We start from the raw sequence: 24,377 nt of genomic DNA, 5'->3' as shown, positions 1-24,377 counted from the left end.
CCCTTGGCCGTGGCGGTGCTTGCAGGCTATATTGATTCCATTCCTTCACTGAAGACCACCTGATGACCACTTCCAGCAAATCGGAAACCGCCGCCAAGAAAGACGTCACCAAGCTCCAGCGCGCCATCGTCGATGGCCTGGAAGACGTCAAGGCGCAAGACATCCAGGTCTTCAACACCGAGCATCTCTCGCCGCTGTTCGAGCGCGTGGTCGTCGCCACCGGCAGCTCCAACCGCCAGACCAAGGCGCTGGCCGCCAGCGTGCGCGACGCCGTGCGCAAGGCCGGGTTCCCCAAGCCGCGCAGCGAGGGCGAGGACAACGGAGAATGGATCATCGTGGACTGCGGCCAGGCCGTGGTGCATGTCATGCAGACCGCCATCCGCCAGTACTACCGGCTGGAGGAGATCTGGGGCGAGAAGCCCGTGCGCCTGAAGCTGGGCGCTGCCAAGCCGCGCAAGATCATGGCCTCGGAAGGCGACGACGAGGCGCCCGCGCGCAAGCCGGCCGCCAAGAAGGCAGCAGCCAAGCCCGCCACAGGCAAGAAGCCGGCCAAGGCAGCGACCCCCTCGGCCGCCAAGCCGACAGCGAAGGCCGCAGGGAAGACCGCATCCAAGCCCGCTGGCAAGCTCGCGAGCAAGGCACAGAAGGCACCGGTCAAGGCCGCATCCAAACCCGCAGCAAAGAAGACCACGGCAAAGCCCGTGGCGGCGAAGAAGCCAGCTGTCAAGAACGCGGTGAAGACCGTCGTGGTGAACAAGCCTGTGGCCAAGAAGGCACCCGCCAAGGCCGCTGCTACCACCACGGCACGCAAGCCGGTCGCCAAATCCACCGGCAAGGCTGTTGCGAAGAAGGCCCCCGCACGCAAGAAGGCCTGAGCCTTGCGCTGACCCATGAAGCTGCTGATCGTGGCCGTGGGCCAGCGGGTTCCCGACTGGGCGCAGACGGCCTATGACGACTATGCCAAGCGATTCCCGCCCGAGCTGAAGGTCGAGCTCAAGGCCGTCAAGACCGAGCCGCGCGGCTCCAAGACGCTGGAGACGCTCTATGCTGCCGAGCGCGAGCGTATCGAAGCGGCCATCCCGCGTGGCACGCGTGTGGTGGTGCTGGACGAGCGGGGCACGGGTCTCACCACCAAGGCCCTGGCCCAGCGGCTGAAGGACTGGCAGCTCGGGGGGGACGACGTGGCCCTGGTCATCGGCGGCCCCGACGGCCTAGACCCGGCCTTCCGCCAGGCGGCGCACGAGCGCATCCGCCTGTCTGACCTGACGCTGCCGCATGCCATGGTGCGCGTGTTGCTTATCGAGCAGCTCTACCGTGCCTGGTCGGTGAATGCCGGGCACCCGTACCATCGCGAATAACTTTAGATTTGATAGCTGCTCGCGCTTGTTGGTCGGGCGCTGGAGGCCCATTTGACTCAAGAACACCGCTTCATCTACCTGGCCTCCCAGAGCCCGCGGCGCCGCCAGTTGCTGGAGCAGTTGGGGGTGCGCCATGAGCTGCTGCTGCCCAACGCGGCGGGGGACGAGGCCGAGGATGCCGAGGCCATCGAAGCCGTGCTGCCTGGTGAGGCGCCCACGACCTATGTCGAGCGGGTGACGGGGCTGAAGCTGGACGCTGCCGTGGCGCGCCATGCGCGGCGCGGGCTGTCGCCAGCGCCCATTCTGTGCTCCGACACCACCGTGGCCCTGGGTCGCACCATCTACGGCAAGCCCGAGGATGCGCACGACGCGGTGCGTATGCTGGGGGAGTTGGCGGGGCATGAACACCGCGTATTGACGGCCGTCGCGCTGCAGGTGGGTCCCCGACGCCTTACGGCGCTGTCGGTCTCGCGCGTGCGCTTTGCGCCCATGTCGCGGGCGCAGATCGAGGACTACGTGGCGACGGGCGAGCCGCTGGGCAAGGCGGGCGCCTATGCCATCCAGGGGCGCGCCGCCGCCTATGTGGAGCACCTGTCGGGCAGTTACTCCGGCATCATGGGCCTGCCCATGTATGAGACGGCGCGCCTGTTGCGCGCGGTGGGCGTGCTGGCCGTCTAGGCGCAGCCTGTCAGGCCCGGAGCCTGGTTACATCGGGTATTTGGCCAGGCGCGCCGTATCCGGGATGTGGATGTCGCGCTTGTCGATGTGGATCAGGCCGGCGGCCTCCAGGTCGTGCAGTACGCGAGAGAAATACTCGGGCGTGATCGACAGCCGCGAAGCGATGGTGGCCTTGCTCACCGGCAGCGAGATGCTGCGCGCGCTGGCTGGCGGCGCGGGAGCAACGGACTGCAGTGCCGCGCGGGCCGGGCATTGCGGCGGCACAGGCGCGGCAGGGGGATGAGGCGCGTCCTCGGGCAGGGCGTGCAGCAGGTAGCCGATCACGCGCTGCGCGCCGTTGTGCAGCGTATAGGTCTGCACGTCATGCACCAGGCCGTGCAGGCGGCGCGAGATGCCGGCGAGCATGCGCATGGCAAAGCGCGGCTCGTTCTCGATCTCGCGCACCACGGCCGCCTTGCCCACGGAGAGCAGCAGGGTATCGGTCAGGGCCTGGGCGTTCACGATGTAGGGACGATCGGTAAACATCAGCGCCTCGGCGAAGCTGATGCCGGGGCCGGCAAGCTCGATCACCTTCTCCTGCCCCGCTGGCGACAGTGCAAACAGCTTCACCTGCCCCATTACGGTGACGTGGAATTCCTCGCAGGGCATGCCAACGCTGAACACCATCTCGCCGCGCGCATAGCGGCGTAGCCGGCAGCCCGTGCCCAGGCGTTCCAGCTCCTGGGGTGCCATTTCCTGGAACAGGGGCAGTGCCGCAAGGTAGCGCGGTATGTCGAAGTGCGCGATGTCCATGCGCGCATTACAGGGGATACCCCTAGGCTTTGACTTGATCTACCCCAAATCGTTCAGTGCGATGTGCCCTCACTGCGGGTGATCTTGTTCCAGACGTTGTATTTCCCCACGGGCTTTTTCATGGGCAGGCGCTTGACTTCCTTGAAGGTGGCGGCGTCGTAGACCACCAGGGCGCCGTCCATTTCCCAGACACTGGCGAGGGCGTAGCGGCCATCGCGGGTGAACTCGATGTGCGCCAGCGTCTTGCCGGGCTCGCGCACCTGGGCCACCGGCTGCAGCGTGCGCTTGTCGATGATGGTCAGAGTGTCCTTGGCCGTGGGGCTCATCATGGAGTCGGTCCAGGCGTAGGGCGTGTCCTCATGGCTGCGCATGAAGAAACCCGGGCCGGGCGTGGCGATGGTGCGCACCGTCTTCCAGGTCTTCATGTCGATGACGTCCACGGCCCCGCCGCCCAGATTTGGGCTGGCCAGCACGGTGGTGTCGCCCCAGGCGAAGGTGATGCCCGAGCCCAGGTGCGGCATGCCGGCGATGGGCAGATCGGCCACCTTGCGCCGGATGTCCAGGTTCACGACCTGTGCGCTTGCGCGTTCGTCGGCGCCACTGCGCGGGCGCGTGGCGCCGAGTACGTGGCGGTAGGACTGGTCGAAGAAGAAGTCGTCCAGCGGCTCGCTCAGGGGGGTGCGCCGCACGCCCAGGTAGCCGGGCTTGGCGATGGCCTCTCCCATCTTGTAGTCGTGCACCAGACCATCGTAGATGGGGGCCGCGTTCCGGTCGTACGAGATTTCCCAGAGCTCGGGGATGTCCTTGAGCGCCACCACGAAGCTCTTGCGCGGCGTGGCGTCGTACACGGCCGAAACGCGTGAACTCGCCTTGCCGTCGAGCGTGGCTGCGGCGTATGTCTGCACGAGGTTCAGATCGGCATCGAACAGCGCCAGCGTGTGGGGCAGGTAGTTGGCGGCCATCACCCAGCGCCCGTCGCCGCTCACGGCCACGTTGCGCATGTTCAGGCCCGCGCGTACCTCGGCCACCACGCGCAGGCGCCACAGGTCGTATTTGGTGATCCAGCCGTCGCGCGAACCGAAGAACACGTAGCGCCCGTCCGGCGTGAACTTGGGACCGCCATGCAGCGCATAGCGGCTGGCAAAGCGCGTGATGACCTCGAAGCGGTCGCCGTCGAGCAGCGAGACATGGTGGTCGCCTCCTTCCACGACGAGGAAGAGGTTCATCGGGTCTGCGTTCCACTTCGGCTTGGCGGGCTCATCGTCGGGCACGGGCGTGAACGTGCGTGACGCCCGGATATCGTCCTCGCCCCAGCGCGGCGCGGGCACCACGGGGGTACGTACCCACGCGGCCAGGGCGCGAATCTCCGCGTCGCCCAACTGCTCGGAGAACCCGGGCATCTGGGTGGCGGGGCGCCCTTGCTGGATGACGCGCAACACCTCGGCGGGGCGCACACGCTCCAGGCTCTCGGGCAGCAGTGCGGGGCCCATGATGCCGGTGCGCTGCGCGCCGTGGCATACAGCGCAGTGCTGCTGGTACAGAGCGGGGGCGTTGGGCTGGAGGGCTTCGGTGGTTTGGGCGTGCAGGCCCGTGAGCCAGAACAGACCCAAGGCCGCCAGATAACGGCTCGGTCCAGACCAGCGGCTGCCGCGCAAGGGCCGCTTCGCCGCGGCGGTATCCACCTTTTTCGCGATAGCGCAGAGAAGGGGGAAGCGGCGTAGCCGCTCAGGGAAAGGTGTTTCTAGTTTACGCATGGGCAATCTCGATCGTGCGACGGCGCTCATGCTTGGCGGGGGACTCGAAGGGCGTGCTGGAGGCGCCCACTTCGGCATCGGTGAGGTAGCAGCCGGGGTCCTCGAACCAGGGGTTGCCCGTGAGCTGCTGTGCGCGCACGCGGGTGTTGCCATTGCAGATCGTGAGGTACTGGCAACTGGCGCAGCGGCCCTGGACAGGGCGCGGGTGCTGCTTGAGCCCCGCCATGAGCGGGTCGCTGGTGTCGTTCCAGATCTGCGAGAAGGGGCGTTCGCGCACGCTGCCCAGGTCGTGGTGCCACCACATGGTGTCGGGGTGCACATGGCCCAGATTGTCGATATTGGCCACCATCTGGCCGCTGGCATTGCCGCCCCAGGCCACCAGGCGCTGGCGCAAGGCGTCTTCCCATTGCGGCAGGTGCTCGCGCGCCCATTGCAGCAAATAGGGACCGTCAGCATCGTTGTTGCCGCTCACGTAGTCGTCCAGGCTGCCGGCCTGGGCATCGGCCCATGCGTGGTTGAACAGCAGGTCCATGGCCTGGCGTGTGGCCTGGTGGTGCGCGTCCTTGTCGCGGTGGATGTTGCCCCGCCCCGCGTAGTTCAGGTGCGAGAAGTAGAACTTGTTGGCGCCCTCGTCCTTCATGAGCTGCAGCAGCGCGGGCAGATCGTGTGCATTCAGCGCTGTCATGGTGAAGCGCAGGCCCACCTTGACGTTGTGCGTGGCCAGGTGGCGGATGGCGGCCAGGCTGCGGTCGAACGCACCGTCCAGACGGCGGAACTTGTCGTGCGTGGGCTTCAGGCCATCCAGGCTGATGCCCACGTAGTCGAAGCCTGCGCCCGCGATGCGCGCGGCCATGGGCGCGTCGATCAGCGTGCCGTTGGTCGAAAGGCCGGTATAGAAGCCCAGGTCACGCGCGCGCGCCGCGATCTCGAAGAGGTCGGGGCGCAGCAGTGGCTCGCCGCCCGAGAGGATGAGCGCCGGCACGCCGAAGGCCTTGAGGTCGTCCATGACGGTGTACACCTCTTGCAACGACAGTTCTCCAGCGTAGTCGTGGTCGGCCGAGAGCGCGTAGCAGTGCTTGCAGGTGAGGTTGCAGCGCCGGATCAGGTTCCAGATGACCACAGGGCCGCGCGCGTGCCGTTCGCGCGAAGTGGGGTAGGTTCCGGTGGCTTGGGCCTGGGCGAGTTCACGCAGGTACTGGCTGATGCGAAACATGGTCAGTCTTCCTTGAGGCGCAGGCCGGTCTTCTTGAGGATGGCCGTGGAGTACAGGATGTCGTGGGCGCGGCAGGCATCGCCCAGCAGGCCGGCAATCTGCTCGGCCTGTTGCTCGACATGCGCGCGGCTGGGGCCATGCAGCATGGCAAACAGGTTGTAGGGCCAGTGGGGCAGGTGGCGCGGGCGGCGGTAGCAGTGGCTCACGCCCGGCAGCGCGGCGACTTGGCGGCCCAGCGCGGCGACCTGGGTATCGTCCACGTCCCACACGCTCATGCCGTTGGCCGTGTAGCCCAGGCGGTAATGGTTGGGCACCGCGCCGATGCGGCGCACCAGGCCCTCGTCGATCATCCGGGCCAGGCGCTCGCGCACCTGCTCGCCAGGCACGCCCAGCATGGCGCCCACGGCTTCATAGGGGCGCGCCACCAGCGGCAGCCCGCCCTGCGTGGCGGCGATCAGCGCACGGTCGAAGGCATCAAGCGCCATGGTGTTCTCCGGTGGACTGGGCCGGCAGGGGCGGCAGGCGCAACTCCACGAAATACTCTTCTTCCTTGGGAAAGGCGTAGACCGGCAGGCCAGTCGCGGCTTCGATGCGTGCCAGGGTCTCGCGCGCCAGCGCGGGGGACTCGGCCGCCACCACGAACCACATGTTCAGCGCATGCTCGCGGCGGTAGTTGTGCGCCACCTCGGTGAAGGCGTTGACGGCAGCGCACACGGCGTCAAAACGATCCTCGGGCACAGCCATGGCCGCGAGGACGAATTGGCCGCCTGCGCGTTCGATCTGGAACAGCGGGCCGAAGCGCGTGAGCACACCCTGGGCGAGCAGGCGGTGCAGGCGTTCGATGACCTGCTCTTCGGTCCAGCCGATGTCGGCGGCGACGGCGGCGAAAGGGTGGTCCACCAGCGGAAAGCCGCCGTGCAGGTGGTCGATCAGCCGAGCGTCTTCAGGGGAGAGCATCGACGGCCTCCTGCATGGGTTCGGGAATGGCATGGGGCGCATGGTGGGCAAACCGCCGCGCACCCGTCTGTTTGAAGCGCCGTAACGAAAACAGCACGGCGCTGGGGCAAGTGGCCAGGCCCGCCTGGGCCACGGCCTGCGCCAGCTGGGTATGCACCGCTGCGCGGTCGCGCCCATGCACCATGCAGTACAGGTTGTAGCGCCAGTCTGGCGTGCGCGCACGGCGGTACGCCAGCGTTACGCCGTGCGCATGGGCCAGGGCCATGCCGTGGGTGTCCACGTGGTCGTCCGGCACGTCGAACACGGCCATGGCATTCGCTGTGTAGCCCAGTTCATGGTGACGCACCACCACGCCGAAGCGGCTGAGCAGCCCTTCGTCCTGCCAGCGGGCAATGGTGGCCAGCACGGCGGGCGTGCTGCTGTGAAGCTGGTCGGCCCATACGTCATAGGGCCGCTCGGTCAGCGGCAGGCCCTGCTCGGCCAGCGCGGCCAGGGGCCAGTCGCTGGATGCCAGGGGGATGCGTGCGCGGCCCGTGGGGCCCGTGGTGCCGACGCCGTCCCCCACGCCTGCGGATGTCCTCTCCAGGTCGAAGGCGGTGTCGATGCGGTAGGGGCGCAGCATGGGCAGGCGCTGCACGGGCAGGCCGGTGGTGTGCTCGATGGACTGGAGCAGACGCTCCACCTGGTCCGCGTCATGGCCGGTGGCCACGAACCAGAGGTTGGTGGTGTGCTCGCGCTCGTAGTTGTGGTTGACGCCCGGGTGGGCCGACACCGTGGCGGCCACGTCGTCGAGCCGCTTGGGCGGCACCGCCATGGCGGCCAGCAGGGAGGCGCCCCCCGCGCCCGGCGCGAACACCGCGCCGATGCGGCTGAGCGCGCCTGCCTGCCACAACCGTGCGTAGCCGCTGAGCACCGCCTCGGCATCCATCCCTAGGCTGTGGCCGATGGCCGCGAAGGGTTCGGCGCACAGGGGAAAGCCGCGCTGCCAGTGGTTGAGCAGCGCGAGGTGGGTTGCGTTCTGGCTGCTCGGCATGGCTTAGAACCCCATGCGCTGTGCGCGGGCAGTGAAGAAGATGCCGCTGGGGGCGTCCACGTCCAGCCTGGCTTGGGACTGCAAGGTGTGCGTGTCGTAGACCTGAACGCGGTTGTCGTCACGGCAGCTGATCCAGACCGATTCGCCGCGCGGCGTGAATTCCATGTGCAGCACGGCCTTGCCGGGCTCCAGCGTCTGCACCACGCGCTGGCTCGGAGTGTCGATGACCTGCACGCGGTTGTAGTCTGGCACAGAGAAGTTGACCCACACCTGACGTCCGTCGGGCCGCGCCATCACGAACACCGGCTGGCCCGCGACCGGAATGCGGCCGACCTCGGCCCAGGTGGCGGTGTCGACCACTAGCACCTCATGGCGGCCGATGGCGGGCAGATAAGCATGGCCTCCCGCGATGGCCCAGCCGCGCAGATGGGGCATTTTGTACACCGGCAGCGGTTGCTGGCCGCGGCCGTAGCCTGCGAGGATGCGGCGCACGCGCGGCGGGTTGTCCCAGAGGTCCACCATGGCCAGGCCGTCTTCACCGAACAGGCCGGCGATGTAGTGGCGTCCGTTGGGCGAGACCAGCGCGTCGTAGGGCTGGCGGCCGATGTTGGGGATGGTGGTGACCTGCGGCTTTCGGGGGGTGGAGCAGTCGGCGATGCAGATGGCGTTCGCGTCGAACAGGCTGTAGATGAACCGGCGCTGCGGCAGGTCGGCCAGGCCGACGACGCGCGAGCGTTCGCCACTGGCCGTGTGGGCGGGAAGGTCGGCCAGCAACTCAAGGGTGGCGGCGTCGAAGACCTTGACGCCGCCGGGCGTGTAGTTCTGCGCCACGACCAGGCTGCCGTCGGCGCTGATGGCCCCTCCGATGGAGTTGCCGGCCTGCATCACGCGGCCCGTGATGTGCTGGGTGAGCAGGTCTACCTGGGTCAGGCCGCCGTCGCGGCCGAAGACGTAGGCAAAGCGCTCGTCACGCGAGAACACCACCGAGGCGTGCGACAGGTCGCCCAGGCCGGTAACGCGGCCCACGGCTTCGCGCCGGCTGGTGTTGATCAGGGTGAGTGCGCCCTTGGCGCGCTCGATGACCACGCCCAGATCGCCCGTGCCCTGCAGCGTGGCTGCAGGAGCGGCGGAGGTGGAGGTGGTGGAAGAGGGAGCCGCACAGCCCGTGGCAATCAGGGGTGCACTGGCGGTAAGGGAGAGCAGGGCACGCCGTTTCATGGGGCGGACCTCCTGTTTTCTTCGGGGAACCCATTGGCCAGCTGTTCGGCGACCCACAGGGCCTCGCTTCCCTGCAGCATGGCGCTCCAGGGCGGCATGGGTGTTCCGGGGATGCCGTGGGTGATGACGGCAGCCAAATACTCGGGCGGCTTGCCGGCCAGGGCCTCGCGGGTGAGCGCGGGACCCAGGCCGCCCGTCAGGCGCATGCCATGGCACGAACCGCAGTCCTGCCGCACCATGCGCACGAGCTGGGCGGCTCGGTCAGGGTCGGGCGTGCCCTGTGCGCCGGCCGCCGAAGCGGCCAATGCCAGGGCCAGGGACAGGAACGCGGTGCGTGACATGGCTGGCCTTCGAAGTGCGTCAATAGACGTCGTGCTGGGTGTTGTACACGTTGAAGTGGCCGGTCGGCGTGATCAGGCGCGGGTCCTTGATCACGGACTTCAGCTTGAGCGTCTTGTCGTCCACGACGACCAGCGCACTTTGCTTGTCCTTGGCCGACCACACGGCGAACCACACTTCGTCACCTGCCTTGTTGTATTCAGGCTGGGTCACGCGCTTGGCGCCGCCGTCATCGGGCAGACCTGCCCATTCGGCGATCGGCAGCGTGACGTAGCCCTTGTCCAGGTTGTTGATGTCGAACACCACCACGGCTTGCGAAACCTTGGGATCAGGATTCAGCGGTGCGTCGGACCACAGGTGCTTGGACTTGGGATGGGTCTTGATGAACAGCGCTCCGCCGCCCGGGCCCTTGAGCTTGGCCACTTCCTTGAAGGCGTATTGCTTGTTCTTCTGCGGGTCGGTGCCGATCAGCGAGATGGTCTCGTCGCCCAGGTGACCCGTGGCCCACACCGGACCGTACTTGGGGTGCGTGAAGTTGGCGCCGCGGCCGGGGTGGGGGATCTTGCCCACTTCGGTCAGACCGGCCAGCTTGCCGTCCTTGGCGTCGATCGCAGCAATCTTGTTGCTGTTGTTGGCAGCCACCATGAAGTAGCGCTTGGATGCATCCCAGCCACCGTCATGCAGGAAGGGAGCCGAGCCGATCTCGGTGGTCTTCAGCGCATTCAGGTTGGAGTAGTCCACCATCATCGTCTTGCCGGTTTCCTTCACGTTCACCAGGAACTCGGGCTTGTAGTGCGATGCCACGATGGAAGCCACGCGCGGCTCGGGGTGGTATTCCTGCGTGCCGACGACCATGCCGCGGGTGGACACGATCTTCAGGGGCTCCAGGGTGTTGCCGTCCATGATGGTGTACTGGGGAGGCCAGTATGCACCGGCGATCGCCAGCTTGTCCTCATAGCCCTTGAACTTGGAGGTGTCCACCGAGCGTGCTTCCAGGCCCACGCGGATTTCAGCCACGTTGTCGGGCTTTTCCATCCACAGGTCGATCATGTTGATCTTGGCATCGCGGCCGATCACGAACAGATAACGCCCCGAAGCCGACATGCGCGAGATGTGCACCGCGTAGCCGGTCTTGACGATGTTGATGATCTGCTTGGTGTCGCCGTCGATCAGCGCCACTTCGCCCGTGTCGCGCAGCGTGGTGGAGAAGATGTTGTCCAAGTTGTACTTGTTCATCTTCTTCTTGGGACGCTGGTCTGGCGGCACGATGACCTTCCAGGTGTTCTTGGCGTCGGCCAGGCTCCACTCGGGCGGTGTGGGAGGGTCCTGCTGGATGTACCGGGCCATCAGGTCCACGGTCGCCTCGTCGAATTCGCCGGACGTCTGCCAGTTGGGCATGCCGGCGGGCGAGCCGTAGGCGATGAAGACCTTCAGGTAGTCCGTGCCCTTGCCCAGCGTGATGTCCGGGGTGAGCGGCTTGCCGGTGGCGCCCTTGCGCAGCACACCGTGGCAGCCCGCGCAACGCTCGAAGTAAATCTGGCGCGCGCGGTCGAACTCGGCCTGCGTCATCTTGGGTGCCTTGGGGTTCGTGCTCTGGTACATGGGCACTTCCGCCAGCGGCGATCCGCCTGCCTGGTAGTTTTTCTCGGCCTCCGAGACTGGCTTGGCGTCCTGCGCCATAGCGGTGGCAGACACCAGGGTGGCGGCCGCTAATGCGACCAGCCTGGCAATCCTCTTTGCTGTCATTGTGGGTCCTCTGCGTCACGGATCAGCGCTTGGGTGGGCCCTGGCGGCTGCCACGGCCACTCTCGCGAGGTCGCTGTCCATCCCCTCTTCATGCGAGTGGGAGCATCGTCGCAGCGGGTGTTGCCGCTGTCCTTGAACTGGTTCAAGGACGCAAACGGTGCAGCCTTTGAACAATGGAGCCACCCCATGATCCGCAAAGGAGAGGCCCATATGAGCTTCATTGAAGATGCGCGCTGGTTCACCGTGGCACCCGCAGCAGGAGAGTCCGGACAGCCCCCGAAGCCTGGACACGTGACGCTGGTGGGCGCAGGCCCGGGCGACCCTGAGTTGCTCACGCTGCGCGCCGTCAAGGCCCTGCGCGGCGCGCGCCTGGTGCTCTACGACCACCTGGTCGGCAAGGAGGTGCTGCGCTACGTGGCCGAGGATGCCGACCTGATCTACGTGGGCAAGCAGTCCTCGCACCATACGCTGCCGCAGGAATCGATCATCGACCTCATGGTGCGCCTGGCGCGCAGCGGGCGCAGCCTGGTGCGCCTGAAGGGCGGCGATGGCTTCATCTTCGGCCGTGGCGGCGAAGAGGTGCAGGCGCTGGCCGAGGCCGGTATCGCGTTCGACGTGGTGCCGGGCATCACGGCCGCGCAGGGGGCGGGCGCCTGCGCCGGCATCCCGCTCACGCACCGTGACCACTCCGCGACCCTGGTGTTTGCCACCGGCCACCTGCGCGGCGACAACGAAGTGGCGCTGGACTGGGAGGCGCTGGCGCGCCCGCGCCAGACCGTGGTGATCTACATGGGAATGGGCACGCTGCCGATCATCTGCCGCGAACTGGTGCGCCACGGCCTGCCGGACAGCACGCCCGCAGCGCTGGTGGAGCAAGCCTCTCTGCCCGGGCAGCGCTGCATCACCGGCACGCTGCAGGACCTGCCCGCGCTGGCGCAGCAGCACCGCGTGCGTCCGCCGGCGCTCATCATCGTGGGCGACGTGGTGGCGCTGCAGCCGCAACTCATGCAGGGCATGCTGGCGACGATGGTGTGACGGGCGCCGGGCGCCGGTAGGGCGGCGGGTAGCGCTGGTTCTGAGGCATCATGGGCGCCTCATCTGGCAAAAGCCCATGCAACAAGACATCCTCATCAACTGGTCGCCGCAGGAAACGCGCGTGGCCGTGGTCGAAAACGGCGCCGTGCAGGAACTGCACGTGGAGCGCACGCTGGAGCGGGGCCTGGTCGGCAACGTGTACCTGGGCAAGGTCTCGCGCGTGCTGCCGGGCATGCAATCGGCCTTCATCGACATCGGGCTGGAGCGTGCGGCCTTTCTGCACGTGGCGGACGTGTGGCACCGCCAGGAAGGCGGCGAGGCGCCGATGTTCGCGCGCAAGAACGAACCGCCCGTGCCCATCGAGAAGCAGGTCTTCGAGGGCCAGGCGCTCATGGTGCAGGTCATCAAGGACCCCATCGGCAGCAAGGGCGCACGCCTGTCCACGCAGATCAGCATCGCCGGGCGGCTGCTGGTCTTCCTGCCGCAGGACGACCATGTGGGCGTGTCGCAGAAGATTCCCCAGGCCGAGCGCGACGCCTTGCGCACGCGGTTGCAGAAGCTGGTGGATGACCAGGCATCGGGCAACGGTGGCGGCTTCATTTTGCGCACCAATGGTGAGGACGCCAGCGACGAAGAGCTGGCCGAAGACATCGCCTACCTGCGCAAGACCTGGGCAGGCATCCGGCAGGCAGCGCTGACGCATCCGCCCACCTCACTGCTGTACCAGGACCTGAGCCTGCTGCAGCGTGTGCTGCGCGACCTGGCGGGCGAGCAAACGCAGAGCATACGCATCGATTCGCGCGAGCAGTTCGTGGCGCTGAAGGCGTTCGGCAATGAATTCATGCCTGCGGCCGCCGCCAAGCTGCAGCTGTACAAGGGCGAGCGCCCCATCTTCGATCTGTATTCCATCGACGAGGAGATCGCCCTGGCGCTGGGCCGGCGCGTGCAGCTCAAGTCGGGCGGCTACCTCATCGTGGACCAGACCGAGGCGCTGACCACCATCGACGTGAACACCGGCGGCTACGTGGGCGCGCGCAACTTCGACGACACCATCTTCAAGACCAACCTGGAGGCCGCGGGCGCCATCGCGCGGCAACTGCGCCTGCGCAACCTGGGCGGCATCGTCATTGCCGACTTCATCGACATGCTGCGCGAGGACCACCAGGCCGCGGTGTTGGCGGAGTTCCGCAAGCAGCTCGCGCGCGACCGGGTCAAGACCATGGTGGGCGGTTTTTCACAGCTGGGCCTGGTGGAGATGACGCGCAAGCGCACGCGCGAATCGCTGGCGCACATGCTGTGCGAGCCGTGCCCCACGTGCCAGGGCGCGGGCCAGGTGAAGACCGCGCGCAGTGTGTGTTACGACATCCTGCGCGAGGTGCTGCGCGAGGCACGACAGTTCAATCCACGCGAGTTCCGCGTGGTGGCATCCCCGCGCGTGGTGGAGCTGTTCCTGGACGAGGAGAGCCAGCACCTGGCGGGCCTGTCGGACTTCATTGGCACGCCGATCTCCCTGCAGGCCGAAAGCGCCATGGGCCAGGCGCAGTACGACATTGTTTTGCTGTGAGGTTCAGGCGGGCTCATCCTGCCTCAATCGCCACACATAAGTGACTGTCGTGAAAGGAGATTTCGTCAGGCGAGCATTCTTGTCGTGTCTTGTGGTCCCATCCTTTCGCAACACTATTGGGTAGCTGCGTGGGTAGCTAGCCGGTGCGCTGGACCCGGCTTCTGCGTAGCGCCCAGGAGCATTGAGTATGGCGACCAAGAATGGACTGTTATCCGACCTGCAGTTGAAGCAGTGGGCCAAGGCGGGCAAATCTCTGGCAAAAAGTGACGGCAACGGCTTGACGTTCACGCTGTCCGCCGCGGGCAAGGCGGTATGGGTGCTGCGGTATCGGTTTGGTACGCGGCGGTTTGAACTGACCCTCGGCCCCTATCCCGATCTTGGCTTGGCGGAGGCCCGAGCCATGGCGACAGTAAAGCGGGCTGACATTCTTCGAGGCGTCAACCCGGTCGCCGAGAAGCACAAAGCCAAGGTTGTCCTTGCAAGGGACTGGACGCTGCGCAATCTCATTCAGGACTATCGGCTCAAAAAACTGGCCGCTCTAGGCAGCAGCACGCAACGCAGCTACGGCCGCCATCTCAAGCTGTTGGATCGACGCCTTGGAACGTTGAACGTTCGCGAAGCCGAAGCCGGCGATATCGTCGCTCTCATCGAGGAAAGCAAACTGACCTGGGTGGAGTCAAACATGTTGCTCGTGGCGACAAAGAGCGTGTTCACCCATGCTTGCGGAAAGCGACTGCTTGATGCCAACCCCTGCAAGGGGATCATGTTGGCAGCCCTTCTGGGGCCGCGGCCTCCGATTAGGAAGCGCTTGATGCTAACCCGGGAGGAACTGCATCTTCTGTTTAACAGGCCGTTGAAAAAGTGCTTTTCGAACGCATCAGGGACGCTGAGTGCGAAGACACGAGCTGCCCAGACGCGTCTGCGCAGCGATTGCAACGGCCCATCTGGCCGGTTTGCAGGCCCTCCCGCCCATTTCGGGCGCACGTATCCCTGGGCTCACGCATGATGCGCGTCCCACCAGCCGCCGATGCTGCCCATTCGCACAAGGTTGTAGGTGGCAAAGCACAGCAGCGCCTGGCCCGTGAGCTTGGCCTGACCGATCAGCTTGGTCTTTGCCAGACCACCGACGGTCTTGATCCAGCCAAAGGCCTCTTCGATGCGCTTGCGCACCTTCAGGCTGGTCTTGTAGCCCTCGTGCCGTGTCACTCGCGCATCCACCGCCGAGTGTTTGTCCTTGGCCGCCACGTGGGGCGTGACTTTGAGCTTTCTGCAGCCTTTGATGAAGGCCTTGCTGTCGTAGCCCTTGTCGGCACCGACCGTGGCCCGTTTGTTCCTGTTGCCCCGACGCTCCAACATGGCCAGCGCCGCCTCGCGCTCGGCCGTGCCGCTGGCGTGGGTGATCTCGACATCCACGATCAGCCCGTTGCGGTTCTCCATGAGGATGTGCCCCATGTGGCACAGGCGGGATTTGTCGCCCTGGCTCTTCTTGAACAGCCGGGCATCGGCGTCCGTGGTGCTCTCGTGGGTGTCGTTGCAGCGCTCCTGCCCCTTGAAGTCCACCTCGGGGTTGCGCCCAGGCGGCGTGCCGCTGTCGTCGTCTTTGCGCTTGAAGCTCTTGTGCGAGGCCCAGGCGTCAATGAGCGTGCCGTCCACGCTGAAGTGCTCGTCGCTGGCGAGCTTGCCCCACTGGGCACTGAGCTTGACGCGCTCGAAGAAGGCGCGGGCGAGGTCTTCGTTGAACAGACGTTCGCGGTTGGCGCTGAAAGTGGAGTGGTCCCAGACCTTGTCTTCGATGTTCAGGCCCACGAACCAGCGGTACAGCAGGTTGTAGTTGATCGCTTCGACCAACTGGCGCTCGCTGCGGATGGAGAACAGGATCTGCAGCAGCAAGGCCTTGAGCAGCATCTCCGGTGGCACCGATGGGCGGCCACGGCGGGCGTACACCGCTTCGAACTCGCGGTTCATGGTTGCCAGCAGCGCATCAACCACCGCGCGCAACTTGCGCAGCGGGTGTGCCTGCGGCACGCGCTCTTCAAGGCTGATGTAGCTGAACATCGCCCCCTGGAAATCTTGACTGCCTCTCATCGTCCTCGTCTGGGTCGTTCACCGATGGCTTCAGATCGTAGCGGCCAACGCGGGCGTCGGCGGGGGATTTTTCAACGGCCTGTTAATGCCAAGATGCGACGCGTCAACGCCCTGGCGATGAAAATCTTGCTGGCCTGTGGTGTGAGGAGTGCTGAGTTTTACATGGCAAAGTGGGAGAACGTCCACCTGGATGAAGTTCGCTGGCATGTGCCGGAGAGCAAGACCGGGCCTGCCATGGATATCCCATTGGTTCCTACGGTCGTCGGTTGGTTTGAGGAATTGCGTGTGATGGCCGGATCTTCCGCGTACGTGATGCCAGCGAGAAAGCAGGCGCGCGTGCGTCGCCAGAACGGCGACACTCATGTTTCGAAGGACACCATACGCGAGGCAATCGATTACTGGATCAATCAATACGAGCCAGACGTTCGTCGGTTCACCCCGCATGATTTCCGCAGCACGATGAAGTCGCATATGCGTGCACTTGGTGTTCAACGGGACATTTCGGAGATGTGCCTAAACCACAAGTTGACGGGGGTCGAAGGCATCTATGACCAGTACACCTACTACGAAGAGCGCCGAGAAGCGCTCCATATCTGGACGGACTTTCTCGTTGGGTGCGAACGGTCATTGTCTCCGCCGGCGATTTTGGGTTCTTCGCGAAGCGTCGTAAGGCGGGAGCGGTCTCCCAGGACTGCGGCGTGCCCCTGTTGAGAATTTCGATGCTTGCAAGTCTGGGTCGCGCTCGCGCCTGCCCTTGTGCCTCGATTTGTCTGCGCATGGGTAGTGCCCCCGAAGAATGGACTTCTTAGCTCATGACCACAGTGCTGGAAGGGAGCGAAGAAATGGTCGGCAAGCAAGTGCGTGGCAAGTACACGCAGGAGTACAAAGCGGAGGCGGTTCGGCAGGCTGAGGCCAGCCAATCGCTGGCAGTGCTGTGCTGGTCGAACTCAAGGCACTGCGCCCGCACGGCATGGCCGGCGCGTGGGCCGATCTGGTCGAGCAAGGCGGCGGCGAGGGGGCGGTGTGGGCATGAAGTACTCGCGCTGGCTGATCGAGCATCTGCTGCAGGCCGAAGGCACGGACCGTGCGATGCGCTCGGTCAGCCATTAGATGCACGCAGCGACCAATCCCATCTCCAAAGTTACGGGGTACTGGTTTCTTTGGCGACTTCTTTTGCGGCATCTTTGCAGGCCTTGACTTCGGCCTCATAACGCGCCTTGCGCAATTGGTTCAGGTACGGCGTCGTCTGTGCGCGCGGGCCATGGTCGAGCTGCAATACGAGTTTCTTGGGAGGACAGACCTTTTCTTGGTCTGGTGCGGCACTGGCCGAGAGACTGAAGCCAAGGGTCGTGGCGCCAACGAGAGCGATGAGCAAGTATTTCATGATGAACTCCTTGGATAGAAAAACCGAACGTGTGATTCAGCGATCCTCGGCCTCCCCGGTAATCCGCTGCAACCCCTGACCTGCAACCCGCCACCCGTACCAAGGCAATAGAGAATCCGCGCAACCGAGAGGAAGCGCGATGCGCAAGAGCAGGTACACGGACGAACAGATCATTGGGTTCATCAAGCAGGCCGACGCTGGCATGAGCGTTGCGGACCTGTGCCGCCGAGAGGGTTTCAGCTCGGCCACGTTCTACAAGTGGCGAGCCAAGTTCGGCGGCATGGAAGCCAGCGACGCCAAACGGCTGCGCGACCTCGAAGCCGAGAACAACCGGCTCAAGAAGCTACTGGCCGAAGCGGTGTTGGACAACGAGGCGCTGAAGGTGGCCTTCGGCGTAAAGCGCTGAGCCCACCGGCGAAGCGACGCGCGGTGGGCAAGATGTTGGAAGAGACCTCGATCAGTGAACGGCGCGCCTGCGCTTTGGTGGGACTGTCGCGCGACAGCTGGCGGCACCCGCCCCAGCGCGCACTGAACCGCCCCGGGTTTTGAGGAGGCTCCAACACTTGAGAAGATGGAGCTATGAACAAGTCACCGAAGTTCTCCCCGGAAGTGCGCGAGCGCGCCGTGCGCATGGTGCAGGAGCACCGAGCCGACTACCCGTCGCTGTGGGCAGCGATTGAATCGATTGCCCCCAAGATTGGCTGCGTGCCACAGACCTTGAACGACTGGGTCAAGAAGGCCGAGGTCGACAGCGGCCAGCGCCCCGGCACCACCACCTCGGATGCGCAGCGCATCAAGGAACTGGAGCGTGAGGTCAAAGAATTGCGCCGGGCCAACGACATCCTGAAGACGGCCAGCGCGTTTTTCGCGCAGGCGGAGCTCGACCGCCGACTCAAGTCGTGAAGGCCTACATCGACCGCCACCGTGATGACTACGGGGTCGAGCCCATCTGCCGGGCGCTGCAGATGGCCCCGTCGTGTTACTGGCGCCACGCAGCCCGGCAACGCAACGCGCAACTGCGCAGTGCACGCGCCCAGCGTGACGAGGGTTTGAAGGCCGACATTCAGCGCGTGTGGCACGCCAACTGGCAGGTCTACGGAGCCGACAAGGTCTGGCTGCAGATGAACCGCGAGGGCATCGTGGTGGCGCGCTGCACGGTCGAGCGTCTGATGCGTGCCATGGGCTTGCAAGGGGCACGCCGTGGCAGGGCGGTGCGCACCACCACGCCGGATACCTCGGCCCCGTGCCCGCTGGACCACGTCAACCGGCACTTCCATGCCAGCCGTCCCAACGAGCTATGGGTGTCGGACTTCACCTATGTCTCCACCTGGCAAGGCTGGTTGTATGTGGCCTTTGTGGTGGATGTGTACGCTCGGCGCATCGTGGGCTGGCGCGTCAGTCGCAGCATGCAGACGGACTTCGTGCTCGATGCCCTGGAGCAGGCTCTGTACGAACGCCAGCCAGCGGCCCATGTCTTGACGCACCATTCCGACAGGGGCAGTCAGTACGTCAGCATCCGCTACACCGAACGCTTGGACCAGGCGGGCATACAACCTTCGGTGGGCAGCAGGGGAGACAGCTATGACAACGCGCTGGCCGAGACCATCAACGGTCTGTACAAGGCCGAGTTGATTCACCGCCGGGGACCTTGGAAGACCAGGGAATCCGTGGAACTGGCCACCCTGCAATGGGTGCACTGGTTCAACCACGTCCGACTGCTCACGCCGATTGGGGGCATCCCTCCGGCAGAAGCTGAGGCAAACTACTGGAGGCAACTCGCCGCCAGCGACACCTCGACAGAAGTGTCAACTTAAACCAATCGGCCTCCTCGAAAGCCGGGGCGGTTCATACTGTTAGCTTTACCACTGTTTTCTGTTCACTAATCTGGGTTTTCATTCACATGCTATTCAATCCACTTCAAGTAGGTTCTCTCACCCTGCCCAACCGCATCCTTCTGGCACCACTGACACGCGCCCGTGCCGACGCTGGCCACATGCCCAACGCGCTGATGGCCGAGTACTACAGCCAGCGTGCCACCGGCGGCCTGCTGATTTCCGAATGCACCATGGTGGCGCCCGGTACATCAGCCTTCGTCAATGAGCCTGGCATCTACAACGACGCGCAGATTGCAGCCTGGAGACAGGTGACCGACGCGGTGCACGCCAAGGGCGGACGCATCTTCATGCAGATCTGGCACGCTGGCCGCGCAGCCTACCCTGGCGCTGCCGATGGCGCCCCCATTGTCTCCAGCAGCGCAACCGCCATTGAGGGTGAGATCCACACGCCCCAAGGCAAGGTGCCGCACGCGGTGCCCCGCGCCCTGACCATCGAAGAGATTCCCGGCATCGTGGCTGCGTTTGCTCAAGGCGCACGCAACGCCATTGCCGCCGGCTTTGATGGTGTGGAAGTACACGGCGCCAACGGCTACCTGATTGACCAGTTTCTGCGCGACACGCCCAACCAGCGCACCGATGCCTACGGCGGATCGCTGGAAAACCGTGCACGTTTGCTGTTCGAGGTACTCTCTGCCGTGACCCAGGCGATCGGTTCCGAACGTGTGGGCCTGCGCCTGTCGCCTCTCAACAGTTTCAACAGCATGAAAGACAGTGACCCGCTGGCCCTCATCGGCTTCCTGGCCGATAGGCTCAATGCCTTCAAGCTGGCCTACCTGCACGTGATGCGCGCCGATTTCTTCGGCGTGCAGAAGGCTGATGTCATGCCCGTAGCGCGTGAAAACTACAAGGGTGTGTTGGTGGGCAATATGGGTTACAGCGCTGATGAGGCAGAGGCAGCTATTGCCGAAGGTAAGCTTGACGCTGTGGCCTTTGGCACCGCCTTCCTGGCTAATCCGGACCTGCCCGCACGCATCAGGGTCAAGGCACCGCTGAACGCGCCTGACTCCAACACGTTCTACGCAGGTGGCGCCAAGGGCTATACAGACTATCCGACGCTGCAGGTCGCGTAAATCACCGCCCCAGAAGATCGAAGAAACGAGCCACGTTATACCCAAGGCTCTGCCCTTCGATCTTGCGAAGCTGTGAATCGATGGCGCCTACCGAGTGTTGTGCGCCATCACGATCTTTAATGGATAAGTTGCCTCGGTTTGCTTCGCCGCCCACCGAACTCGTACATCGTCTCCGGCTCAGGTAGTGCCGAGGCCACGCTATCCTCCCATATCGAGTTCAGTCAGGTTCGGAAATTCCTGGTCGCAATCTACGGCAGCAGACCCTCGAGACACCGCTGTAATTCTGCGCACCACCAGTGTCAGCTGTTCACCTGATACTTGCCCTTGGCTTGGTAAAACTGCGGGCACTCGGATAACGGTTATCTGTAAGACGCCCTGAGGTAACGGTTAGGCCGCGAACGGCAGCCCGCCGTTACTTACAGGGGGGCAAGATGCAAGCGTGATCTTCTGCTGTGCGTCGAGAGCTGCTGGCTGCTGCCGATATAAGGACTAGCGCAAGAAGAGGTCCGAGCCCAAAAGCAAAAAGCCTTGGCAACCAAAGTGTAGGGCATCAAGTTTCTGCGGCTCGAATACTTGATGCATCCATCGTTATTTTTTGCCGATCCCCAGAAGTCCTCAACTTCAGATCAGGCGCCAGGTTGCAACTCCACACGCACTTCCCTTGGCTTGCCGGCCCGCTCAACCGACAAGACAACAACATCTCCTACCTTCCGGTCGTCAAGCCGTGCTAGCAGCTTGGCGACATCGTCGTATCCGTCCGGCCACCCCATATTGACCGTCGCCGGCGGTCATGACTGAGACTCAGATCGTGGCGCTCTGCCACCGATGCGGCAACAGTTCCCCGATGCGGCTGTCCTTGTGTGTGGGCAGTCGGGTCATCACATCCTTGAGGTAAGCGTGTGGGTCGTGGCCATTGAGCTTGGCCGACTGGATCAGGCTCATCACGGCAGCCGCACGCTGTCCCGCCCGCAGCGACCCGGCAAATAACCAGTTCTTACGACCGAGCGCGACCGGTCGCATCTGGTTCTCGATCCAGTTGTTGTCGATCGGCAGTTGGCCGTTGTCCAGCAAGCGCGTGAGCGGCTGCCAGCGCCGCAGGCTGTAGTCGATGGCCCGTGCCGTGGCTGAACCCTCGGGTACCTTACTGCGGTGCTCGCTCAGCCAGGCGTGCAATTTGTCCACGATCGGGCGGCTGTGCTGCTGGCGCATTCGCAGCCGCTCGGTGCCATCGACATTGCTCGCCTGCCTCTCCACCTCGTAGAGCTGCCCGATCTGCACCAGCGCCTGCTCGGCGATCTGGCTCTTGTTGGCTGCGTGCAGCTCAAAGAACTTGCGCCGGGCGTGCGCCCAGCAAGCCGCTTCGGTGATGTGCTCGCCCATGAGCTGCTTGTAGCCCGCAAAGTCATCGACCAGCAGCGTGCCGCGCCAGCCGTTGAGAAATTCACCGGCGTGCTTGCCCGCGCGGCTTTCGCAGAAGTCGTAGACCACGGCCTTGAGGTCTTCGTGCCGCCCCGGGGTGTAGGCCCACAGGTAGGCGCGGTGCGTCTTGCCATCGCGCTCGCTGCCGCGCTTGAGCATCTGCACCGGGGTCTCATCGGCGTGCACGATGCTGTGTGCGAGCACCTCCTGACGCAGCGCATCGACCAGCGGCTGCAGTTGCACGCCGCAGCTGCCCACCCACTGCGCCAGGGTCGAGCGTGCCAGCGGCACCCCAGCACGGGCATAGATGCTCTCCTGGCGGTACAGGGGCAGGTGGTCCGCGTACTTGGCCACCAGCACCTGGGCCAGCAAGCCGGTGGTGGCCAGGCCCTTGTCGATGATGTGCGCCTCGACCGGCTGCTGCTTGAGCGTCTGGCAGCACGCGCACACCCATTTGCCGCGCACATGGCGGTGCACCATGAACACGCCGGGCGTGTAGTCGAGCTTCTCGGCCACGTCCTCGCCCATGCGGCGCATGGCCTGGCCGCAGCACTCAGTCACCTCGGGCTCGTGTGTGAATTCCTGGCGCAGCAGTTGTGCCGGCAATGGCAGGCGCTTGGGTTGCTGGCGTGGGCTGCGCTCTTCAGCCGAGCGCAGCTGCTCGATCTCCTCATCCACCGCCTGCAGGTCTTCTTCGAGCGCGTCTTCCAGCAGACTGCGCTGATCGGCGTTCAATGCCTCGGTCTTGGCGGCGAACTTCAGCCGCTTGAGGATGGCCATCTCGTAGCTGAGCTTGTCCAGCAGCGTCTGCTTGTGTTTGAGCTCGCTCATGAGGTGCTGCAGCATCTGGCGCATTTGCGCCTCGTCCATGCTCTGCAGATCCACCGGTTCGTTCATGGCCGTCATCATCCCTGATGGGTGGGCAGCCGCCTACTGGCATATCCACGAATTGAACGCCGCCCCAGGGGCGACCAACATCACAGCACCGTGATCACAGCGTCTTCTCCCAGGCGCTGCCAGGGCAAGCCCGTGACCAGGGCTTGCAGTTGTTCGACGCTGAGTGTGAGCCGAGGACCCAGGCGCTCATCGCCCCAGGCAAACTTGCCCTGGTTCAGGCGCCTTGCGGCCAGCCAGACGCCAAAGCCATCGTGCACCAGTACCTTCAGGCGGTTGGCCCGTGCGTTGGCAAAGAGATAAGCGTGGTGCGGGCGGGCCGCGCCAAAGACTTGCACCACTCTGGCCAGGGCCGTCTCGGGGCCGGCGCGCATGTCCAGCGGTTGCGTGGACATCCAGACCGCATCGACCCGGATCACCGCAACACCTCGCGCAAGAGCGCCCCGCACTGGCCCAGTGGGCACTGCAGGCTGACCACCAGTTCGCCGCGTTGCAGGCGCACATGGACTGGCGCAGACGGCAGCGGTAAAGGCGCGGATGGCGGTAATGCAGCCAGCGCCTGCTCCTCATGGGTGCTGTCCGCCATTGCCGTCAGCGGCAGCGAGATGAAGCCGGGCTCAGCATCCGAACAAACGCCCGGTTGAGCGCGCACAGGGCCCGCCTCCCGAATCCATCGGTGCACCATGTTCGCGTGCAGCCCGTGCGACAAGGCCACACCACCGACACTGGCACCGGGCTGCGCGCACGCAGCCACCAACTGTGCCTTGAACGCTTTGCTGTATTCACGCCGGCGCGGCCGGCCTTCGCTTGAAACCTGTTCCATCGTCTCCACGATCCTCCAATCGTGGGCACGATGCCCGCTTCTCACGGCGCGTTCAATATGGGGTCACCGGACGGATACACATCGTCGACGGGAGCGCCGTCTATGCCTGTGATGCGGTCTCCCGGCACGATGCCTTCGGGGCCAACGGTGATACCGCTCAGGCCCGCCTTTTGCGCCGCTGAGCCAGGGGCGACACGGAGCACGAACACGCCTTGGGTACTGGTCAGTGCCTGCAATCGGCGGTTGAGCTGCTCGTCTACCTCGATCCCAAGCGCCGGGCGGATGTATTTGCCGGTCTTGATGAGTTGTGGCACCACACGCATGACCGTGTCCACCGGTACGGCGAAGCCGATCCCAGCCGACGCACCGGAAGGGCTGTAGATCGCTGTGTTGATGCCGATCAGGCGGCCGGCGGAATCGAGCAACGGCCCACCCGAGTTGCCGGGGTTGATAGCGGCATCTGTTTGAATCAGGTGTTCGATGGTCACTCCGCCAGATTCTCCGGGCAGCGATCGATCTAGCGCGGACACGATGCCGTTGGTGAGTGTCCAATCCAGGCCGAAGGGGTTGCCGATGGCGAACACCTTTTGTCCCACCTTGAGGTCTGCGCTGGTGCCGACCGGAACGGCGGGCGGGAGCTGAAAACCAACGCCGATTTTGAGCACCGCGATATCGTGGGCCGGACTCACGCCGACCAGCGCGGCTTGGTAATCGCGGCCGTCGGCCAGTTTGACCGTGGCCTCCGACGCCCCCTGAATCACATGAAAGTTGGTAACAACATGACCGGCGTCATCCCAGATAAAACCCGAACCCGTGCCGCGCGGCACAGAAAAGACGTTGCGCGTCCAGACATCTCGTACCAGTTGGGACGTCGTGATGTAGACCACCGATGCCCGGGATTTCTCGAACAGCTCGATGGTGGCCTGTTCGTCAGCGGCCAGATCGCCACGCGGCGTGACGGTGCGCTCAGCGGCTTGGCGCGGGCTGAACCAGGCTTCGATGGCGGGCAGGAACTGCCAGAACAGCATGAGTGCTGCAACGCACGCAGTGATGACGAGCCACCGCCGGACGAAATGATCCGGAGCTGGGCGTTGTGGGTAAGGACCGGGGGAAGACATGA

Annotated in this window: 23 protein-coding genes, 4 pseudogenes and 1 other annotated feature; of the genes and pseudogenes, 11 read left to right on the top strand and 16 right to left on the bottom strand. The window is 64.9% G+C overall.

Annotation, left to right across the window (positions count from 1 at the left end; genetic code table 11):
- Positions 1 to 62 precede the first annotated feature (62 nt).
- The 3 genes from rsfS to K2L43_RS10275 are packed head-to-tail and all read left to right on the top strand — an operon-like array spanning position 63 to position 2,036.
- Positions 63 to 875, top strand: a complete 813-nt coding sequence (rsfS, locus tag K2L43_RS10285; RefSeq protein ID WP_220637476.1) for a ribosome silencing factor — start codon at positions 63 to 65, stop codon at positions 873 to 875.
- A 15-nt stretch (positions 876 to 890) separates the two neighbouring features.
- Positions 891 to 1,358, top strand: a complete 468-nt coding sequence (gene rlmH / locus K2L43_RS10280) for a 23S rRNA (pseudouridine(1915)-N(3))-methyltransferase RlmH (RefSeq protein ID WP_011805153.1) — start codon at positions 891 to 893, stop codon at positions 1,356 to 1,358.
- 51 nt (positions 1,359 to 1,409) lie between these two features.
- Positions 1,410 to 2,036, top strand: a complete 627-nt coding sequence (locus tag K2L43_RS10275; protein WP_220637475.1) for a nucleoside triphosphate pyrophosphatase — start codon at positions 1,410 to 1,412, stop codon at positions 2,034 to 2,036.
- A 27-nt stretch (positions 2,037 to 2,063) separates the two neighbouring features.
- Here K2L43_RS10275 and K2L43_RS10270 read toward each other — a convergent pair whose 3' ends face one another.
- Genes K2L43_RS10270 through K2L43_RS10230 form a run of 9 tightly spaced genes read right to left on the bottom strand, consistent with a single transcriptional unit; the run spans position 2,064 to position 11,088 of the window.
- Positions 2,064 to 2,828: a Crp/Fnr family transcriptional regulator gene (locus tag K2L43_RS10270; RefSeq protein WP_123675788.1), complete on the bottom strand. Its 765-nt coding sequence runs from the start codon at positions 2,826 to 2,828 to the stop codon at positions 2,064 to 2,066.
- Between the two features lie 53 nt (positions 2,829 to 2,881).
- The gene (locus tag K2L43_RS10265) at positions 2,882 to 4,582 is read right to left on the bottom strand and encodes a cytochrome D1 domain-containing protein (protein ID WP_255580428.1); all 1,701 of its coding nucleotides are present in this window, start codon (positions 4,580 to 4,582) and stop codon (positions 2,882 to 2,884) included.
- Positions 4,575 to 5,795, bottom strand: a complete 1,221-nt coding sequence (nirJ, locus tag K2L43_RS10260; RefSeq protein ID WP_220637473.1) for a heme d1 biosynthesis radical SAM protein NirJ — start codon at positions 5,793 to 5,795, stop codon at positions 4,575 to 4,577. Before nirJ ends, K2L43_RS10265 begins: the two co-directional genes overlap by 8 nt.
- 2 nt (positions 5,796 to 5,797) lie before the next feature.
- Entirely contained in the window at positions 5,798 to 6,280 is a 483-nt protein-coding gene (locus K2L43_RS10255) for an AsnC family transcriptional regulator (protein ID WP_011805158.1), read from the bottom strand.
- Positions 6,270 to 6,752: an Lrp/AsnC family transcriptional regulator gene (locus K2L43_RS10250; protein WP_015913256.1), complete on the bottom strand. Its 483-nt coding sequence runs from the start codon at positions 6,750 to 6,752 to the stop codon at positions 6,270 to 6,272. Before K2L43_RS10250 ends, K2L43_RS10255 begins: the two co-directional genes overlap by 11 nt.
- Entirely contained in the window at positions 6,739 to 7,785 is a 1,047-nt protein-coding gene (locus K2L43_RS10245; protein ID WP_220637472.1) for an Lrp/AsnC family transcriptional regulator, read from the bottom strand. The genes K2L43_RS10250 and K2L43_RS10245 overlap by 14 nt, the downstream gene beginning before the upstream one ends.
- A gap of 3 nt (positions 7,786 to 7,788) precedes the next feature.
- A complete protein-coding gene (locus K2L43_RS10240; protein ID WP_220637471.1) occupies positions 7,789 to 9,003 on the bottom strand; it encodes a cytochrome D1 domain-containing protein in 1,215 nt (404 codons plus the stop codon).
- A complete protein-coding gene (locus tag K2L43_RS10235) occupies positions 9,000 to 9,344 on the bottom strand; it encodes a cytochrome c (RefSeq protein ID WP_220637470.1) in 345 nt (114 codons plus the stop codon). The genes K2L43_RS10240 and K2L43_RS10235 overlap by 4 nt, the downstream gene beginning before the upstream one ends.
- A 19-nt stretch (positions 9,345 to 9,363) precedes the next feature.
- Positions 9,364 to 11,088, bottom strand: coding sequence for a nitrite reductase (locus tag K2L43_RS10230; protein ID WP_047351199.1), 1,725 nt, complete (start codon positions 11,086 to 11,088; stop codon positions 9,364 to 9,366).
- A gap of 210 nt (positions 11,089 to 11,298) precedes the next feature.
- Between K2L43_RS10230 and cobA the strand changes: the two genes are divergently transcribed.
- From cobA to K2L43_RS10215, 3 genes are all read left to right on the top strand, one after another.
- Positions 11,299 to 12,123 carry a uroporphyrinogen-III C-methyltransferase gene (gene cobA / locus K2L43_RS10225; protein WP_041839006.1) on the top strand — a complete coding sequence of 275 codons (825 nt, stop codon included), beginning with the start codon at positions 11,299 to 11,301 and terminating at the stop codon, positions 12,121 to 12,123.
- 76 nt (positions 12,124 to 12,199) lie between these two features.
- Positions 12,200 to 13,687, top strand: a complete 1,488-nt coding sequence (rng, locus tag K2L43_RS10220) for a ribonuclease G (RefSeq protein WP_135148537.1) — start codon at positions 12,200 to 12,202, stop codon at positions 13,685 to 13,687.
- 187 nt (positions 13,688 to 13,874) lie between these two features.
- On the top strand, positions 13,875 to 14,693 hold the full coding sequence (locus tag K2L43_RS10215) for an Arm DNA-binding domain-containing protein (protein WP_220637469.1): 819 nt from the start codon (positions 13,875 to 13,877) through the stop codon (positions 14,691 to 14,693).
- On the opposite strand, the gene K2L43_RS10210 is transcribed toward K2L43_RS10215, so the two are convergent.
- Positions 14,684 to 15,772: an IS5-like element ISDisp1 family transposase gene (locus tag K2L43_RS10210; protein WP_011803559.1), complete on the bottom strand. Its 1,089-nt coding sequence runs from the start codon at positions 15,770 to 15,772 to the stop codon at positions 14,684 to 14,686. The genes K2L43_RS10215 and K2L43_RS10210 overlap by 10 nt on opposite strands.
- A 93-nt stretch (positions 15,773 to 15,865) precedes the next feature.
- Between K2L43_RS10210 and K2L43_RS10205 the strand changes: the two genes are divergently transcribed.
- Together K2L43_RS10205 and K2L43_RS19225 are read left to right on the top strand one after the other, a co-directional pair.
- Complete coding sequence (locus K2L43_RS10205) at positions 15,866 to 16,483, top strand: site-specific integrase (RefSeq protein WP_370632947.1); 618 nt, start codon at positions 15,866 to 15,868, stop codon at positions 16,481 to 16,483.
- A gap of 259 nt (positions 16,484 to 16,742) precedes the next feature.
- Positions 16,743 to 16,879: pseudogene (locus tag K2L43_RS19225) on the top strand (AAA family ATPase); the annotation flags it as partial.
- A gap of 34 nt (positions 16,880 to 16,913) precedes the next feature.
- Here K2L43_RS19225 and K2L43_RS10195 read toward each other — a convergent pair.
- Positions 16,914 to 17,156: a hypothetical protein gene (locus K2L43_RS10195; protein ID WP_220637467.1), complete on the bottom strand. Its 243-nt coding sequence runs from the start codon at positions 17,154 to 17,156 to the stop codon at positions 16,914 to 16,916.
- Between the two features lie 139 nt (positions 17,157 to 17,295).
- Between K2L43_RS10195 and K2L43_RS10190 the strand changes: the two are divergent.
- From K2L43_RS10190 to K2L43_RS10180, 3 genes and pseudogenes are all read left to right on the top strand, one after another.
- Positions 17,296 to 17,675: pseudogene (locus tag K2L43_RS10190) on the top strand (transposase); the annotation flags it as partial.
- A 60-nt stretch (positions 17,676 to 17,735) separates the two neighbouring features.
- A protein-coding gene (locus K2L43_RS10185) for an IS3 family transposase (RefSeq protein WP_085947515.1) occupies positions 17,736 to 18,970 on the top strand; the annotation gives its coding sequence in 2 pieces (ribosomal slippage) (positions 17,736 to 18,024 and positions 18,024 to 18,970; 1,236 coding nt in all).
- Positions 18,014 to 18,130 (top strand) — a sequence feature (AL1L pseudoknot). Its footprint overlaps the gene before it by 117 nt.
- An 86-nt stretch (positions 18,971 to 19,056) precedes the next feature.
- Entirely contained in the window at positions 19,057 to 20,121 is a 1,065-nt protein-coding gene (locus K2L43_RS10180) for an alkene reductase (protein WP_220637466.1), read from the top strand.
- Positions 20,122 to 20,747: 626 nt separating this feature from the next.
- Here the strand turns inward: K2L43_RS10180 and K2L43_RS10175 are convergent.
- The 5 genes and pseudogenes from K2L43_RS10175 to K2L43_RS10155 form a co-directional block, all read right to left on the bottom strand.
- A pseudogene (locus K2L43_RS10175) lies at positions 20,748 to 20,870 on the bottom strand (2-alkenal reductase); the annotation flags it as partial.
- A 52-nt stretch (positions 20,871 to 20,922) separates the two neighbouring features.
- Positions 20,923 to 22,437, bottom strand: a complete 1,515-nt coding sequence (locus tag K2L43_RS10170; protein WP_011804030.1) for an IS66 family transposase — start codon at positions 22,435 to 22,437, stop codon at positions 20,923 to 20,925.
- A gap of 80 nt (positions 22,438 to 22,517) precedes the next feature.
- Entirely contained in the window at positions 22,518 to 22,829 is a 312-nt protein-coding gene (gene tnpB, locus K2L43_RS10165; RefSeq protein WP_011804029.1) for an IS66 family insertion sequence element accessory protein TnpB, read from the bottom strand.
- Positions 22,830 to 22,849: 20 nt separating this feature from the next.
- Entirely contained in the window at positions 22,850 to 23,257 is a 408-nt protein-coding gene (locus tag K2L43_RS10160; RefSeq protein WP_041835871.1) for a transposase, read from the bottom strand.
- A gap of 77 nt (positions 23,258 to 23,334) precedes the next feature.
- Positions 23,335 to 24,375 (bottom strand): annotated as a pseudogene (locus K2L43_RS10155) (S1C family serine protease); the annotation flags it as partial.
- Positions 24,376 to 24,377: the final 2 nt, after the last annotated feature.

Source organism: Diaphorobacter sp. MNS-0 (genome assembly GCF_019602835.1).
In the GTDB taxonomy this organism is placed as follows: domain Bacteria; phylum Pseudomonadota; class Gammaproteobacteria; order Burkholderiales; family Burkholderiaceae_C; genus Diaphorobacter; species Diaphorobacter nitroreducens.
This window is presented reverse-complemented; position numbering and strand designations above follow the sequence as displayed.

What these genes read in the sequence shown, in the direction of transcription:
- nirJ (WP_220637473.1), bottom strand. Translation starts at nt 5,795, where the DNA reads ATGTTTCGCATCAGCCAGTACCTGCGTGAACTCGCCCAGGCCCAAGCC.
- K2L43_RS10230 (WP_047351199.1), bottom strand. Translation starts at nt 11,088, where the DNA reads ATGACAGCAAAGAGGATTGCCAGGCTGGTCGCATTAGCGGCCGCCACC.
- rng (WP_135148537.1), top strand. Translation starts at nt 12,200, where the DNA reads ATGCAACAAGACATCCTCATCAACTGGTCGCCGCAGGAAACGCGCGTG.
- K2L43_RS10240 (WP_220637471.1), bottom strand. Translation starts at nt 9,003, where the DNA reads ATGAAACGGCGTGCCCTGCTCTCCCTTACCGCCAGTGCACCCCTGATT.
- K2L43_RS10270 (WP_123675788.1), bottom strand. Translation starts at nt 2,828, where the DNA reads ATGGACATCGCGCACTTCGACATACCGCGCTACCTTGCGGCACTGCCC.
- K2L43_RS10235 (WP_220637470.1), bottom strand. Translation starts at nt 9,344, where the DNA reads ATGTCACGCACCGCGTTCCTGTCCCTGGCCCTGGCATTGGCCGCTTCG.
- tnpB (WP_011804029.1), bottom strand. Translation starts at nt 22,829, where the DNA reads ATGTCCACGCAACCGCTGGACATGCGCGCCGGCCCCGAGACGGCCCTG.
- K2L43_RS10210 (WP_011803559.1), bottom strand. Translation starts at nt 15,772, where the DNA reads ATGAGAGGCAGTCAAGATTTCCAGGGGGCGATGTTCAGCTACATCAGC.
- K2L43_RS10180 (WP_220637466.1), top strand. Translation starts at nt 19,057, where the DNA reads ATGCTATTCAATCCACTTCAAGTAGGTTCTCTCACCCTGCCCAACCGC.
- K2L43_RS10245 (WP_220637472.1), bottom strand. Translation starts at nt 7,785, where the DNA reads ATGCCGAGCAGCCAGAACGCAACCCACCTCGCGCTGCTCAACCACTGG.
- K2L43_RS10250 (WP_015913256.1), bottom strand. Translation starts at nt 6,752, where the DNA reads ATGCTCTCCCCTGAAGACGCTCGGCTGATCGACCACCTGCACGGCGGC.
- rsfS (WP_220637476.1), top strand. Translation starts at nt 63, where the DNA reads ATGACCACTTCCAGCAAATCGGAAACCGCCGCCAAGAAAGACGTCACC.
- K2L43_RS10195 (WP_220637467.1), bottom strand. Translation starts at nt 17,156, where the DNA reads ATGAAATACTTGCTCATCGCTCTCGTTGGCGCCACGACCCTTGGCTTC.
- K2L43_RS10265 (WP_255580428.1), bottom strand. Translation starts at nt 4,582, where the DNA reads ATGCGTAAACTAGAAACACCTTTCCCTGAGCGGCTACGCCGCTTCCCC.
- cobA (WP_041839006.1), top strand. Translation starts at nt 11,299, where the DNA reads ATGAGCTTCATTGAAGATGCGCGCTGGTTCACCGTGGCACCCGCAGCA.
- rlmH (WP_011805153.1), top strand. Translation starts at nt 891, where the DNA reads ATGAAGCTGCTGATCGTGGCCGTGGGCCAGCGGGTTCCCGACTGGGCG.
- K2L43_RS10160 (WP_041835871.1), bottom strand. Translation starts at nt 23,257, where the DNA reads ATGGAACAGGTTTCAAGCGAAGGCCGGCCGCGCCGGCGTGAATACAGC.
- K2L43_RS10170 (WP_011804030.1), bottom strand. Translation starts at nt 22,437, where the DNA reads ATGAACGAACCGGTGGATCTGCAGAGCATGGACGAGGCGCAAATGCGC.
- K2L43_RS10215 (WP_220637469.1), top strand. Translation starts at nt 13,875, where the DNA reads ATGGCGACCAAGAATGGACTGTTATCCGACCTGCAGTTGAAGCAGTGG.
- K2L43_RS10205 (WP_370632947.1), top strand. Translation starts at nt 15,866, where the DNA reads ATGCGACGCGTCAACGCCCTGGCGATGAAAATCTTGCTGGCCTGTGGT.
- K2L43_RS10255 (WP_011805158.1), bottom strand. Translation starts at nt 6,280, where the DNA reads ATGGCGCTTGATGCCTTCGACCGTGCGCTGATCGCCGCCACGCAGGGC.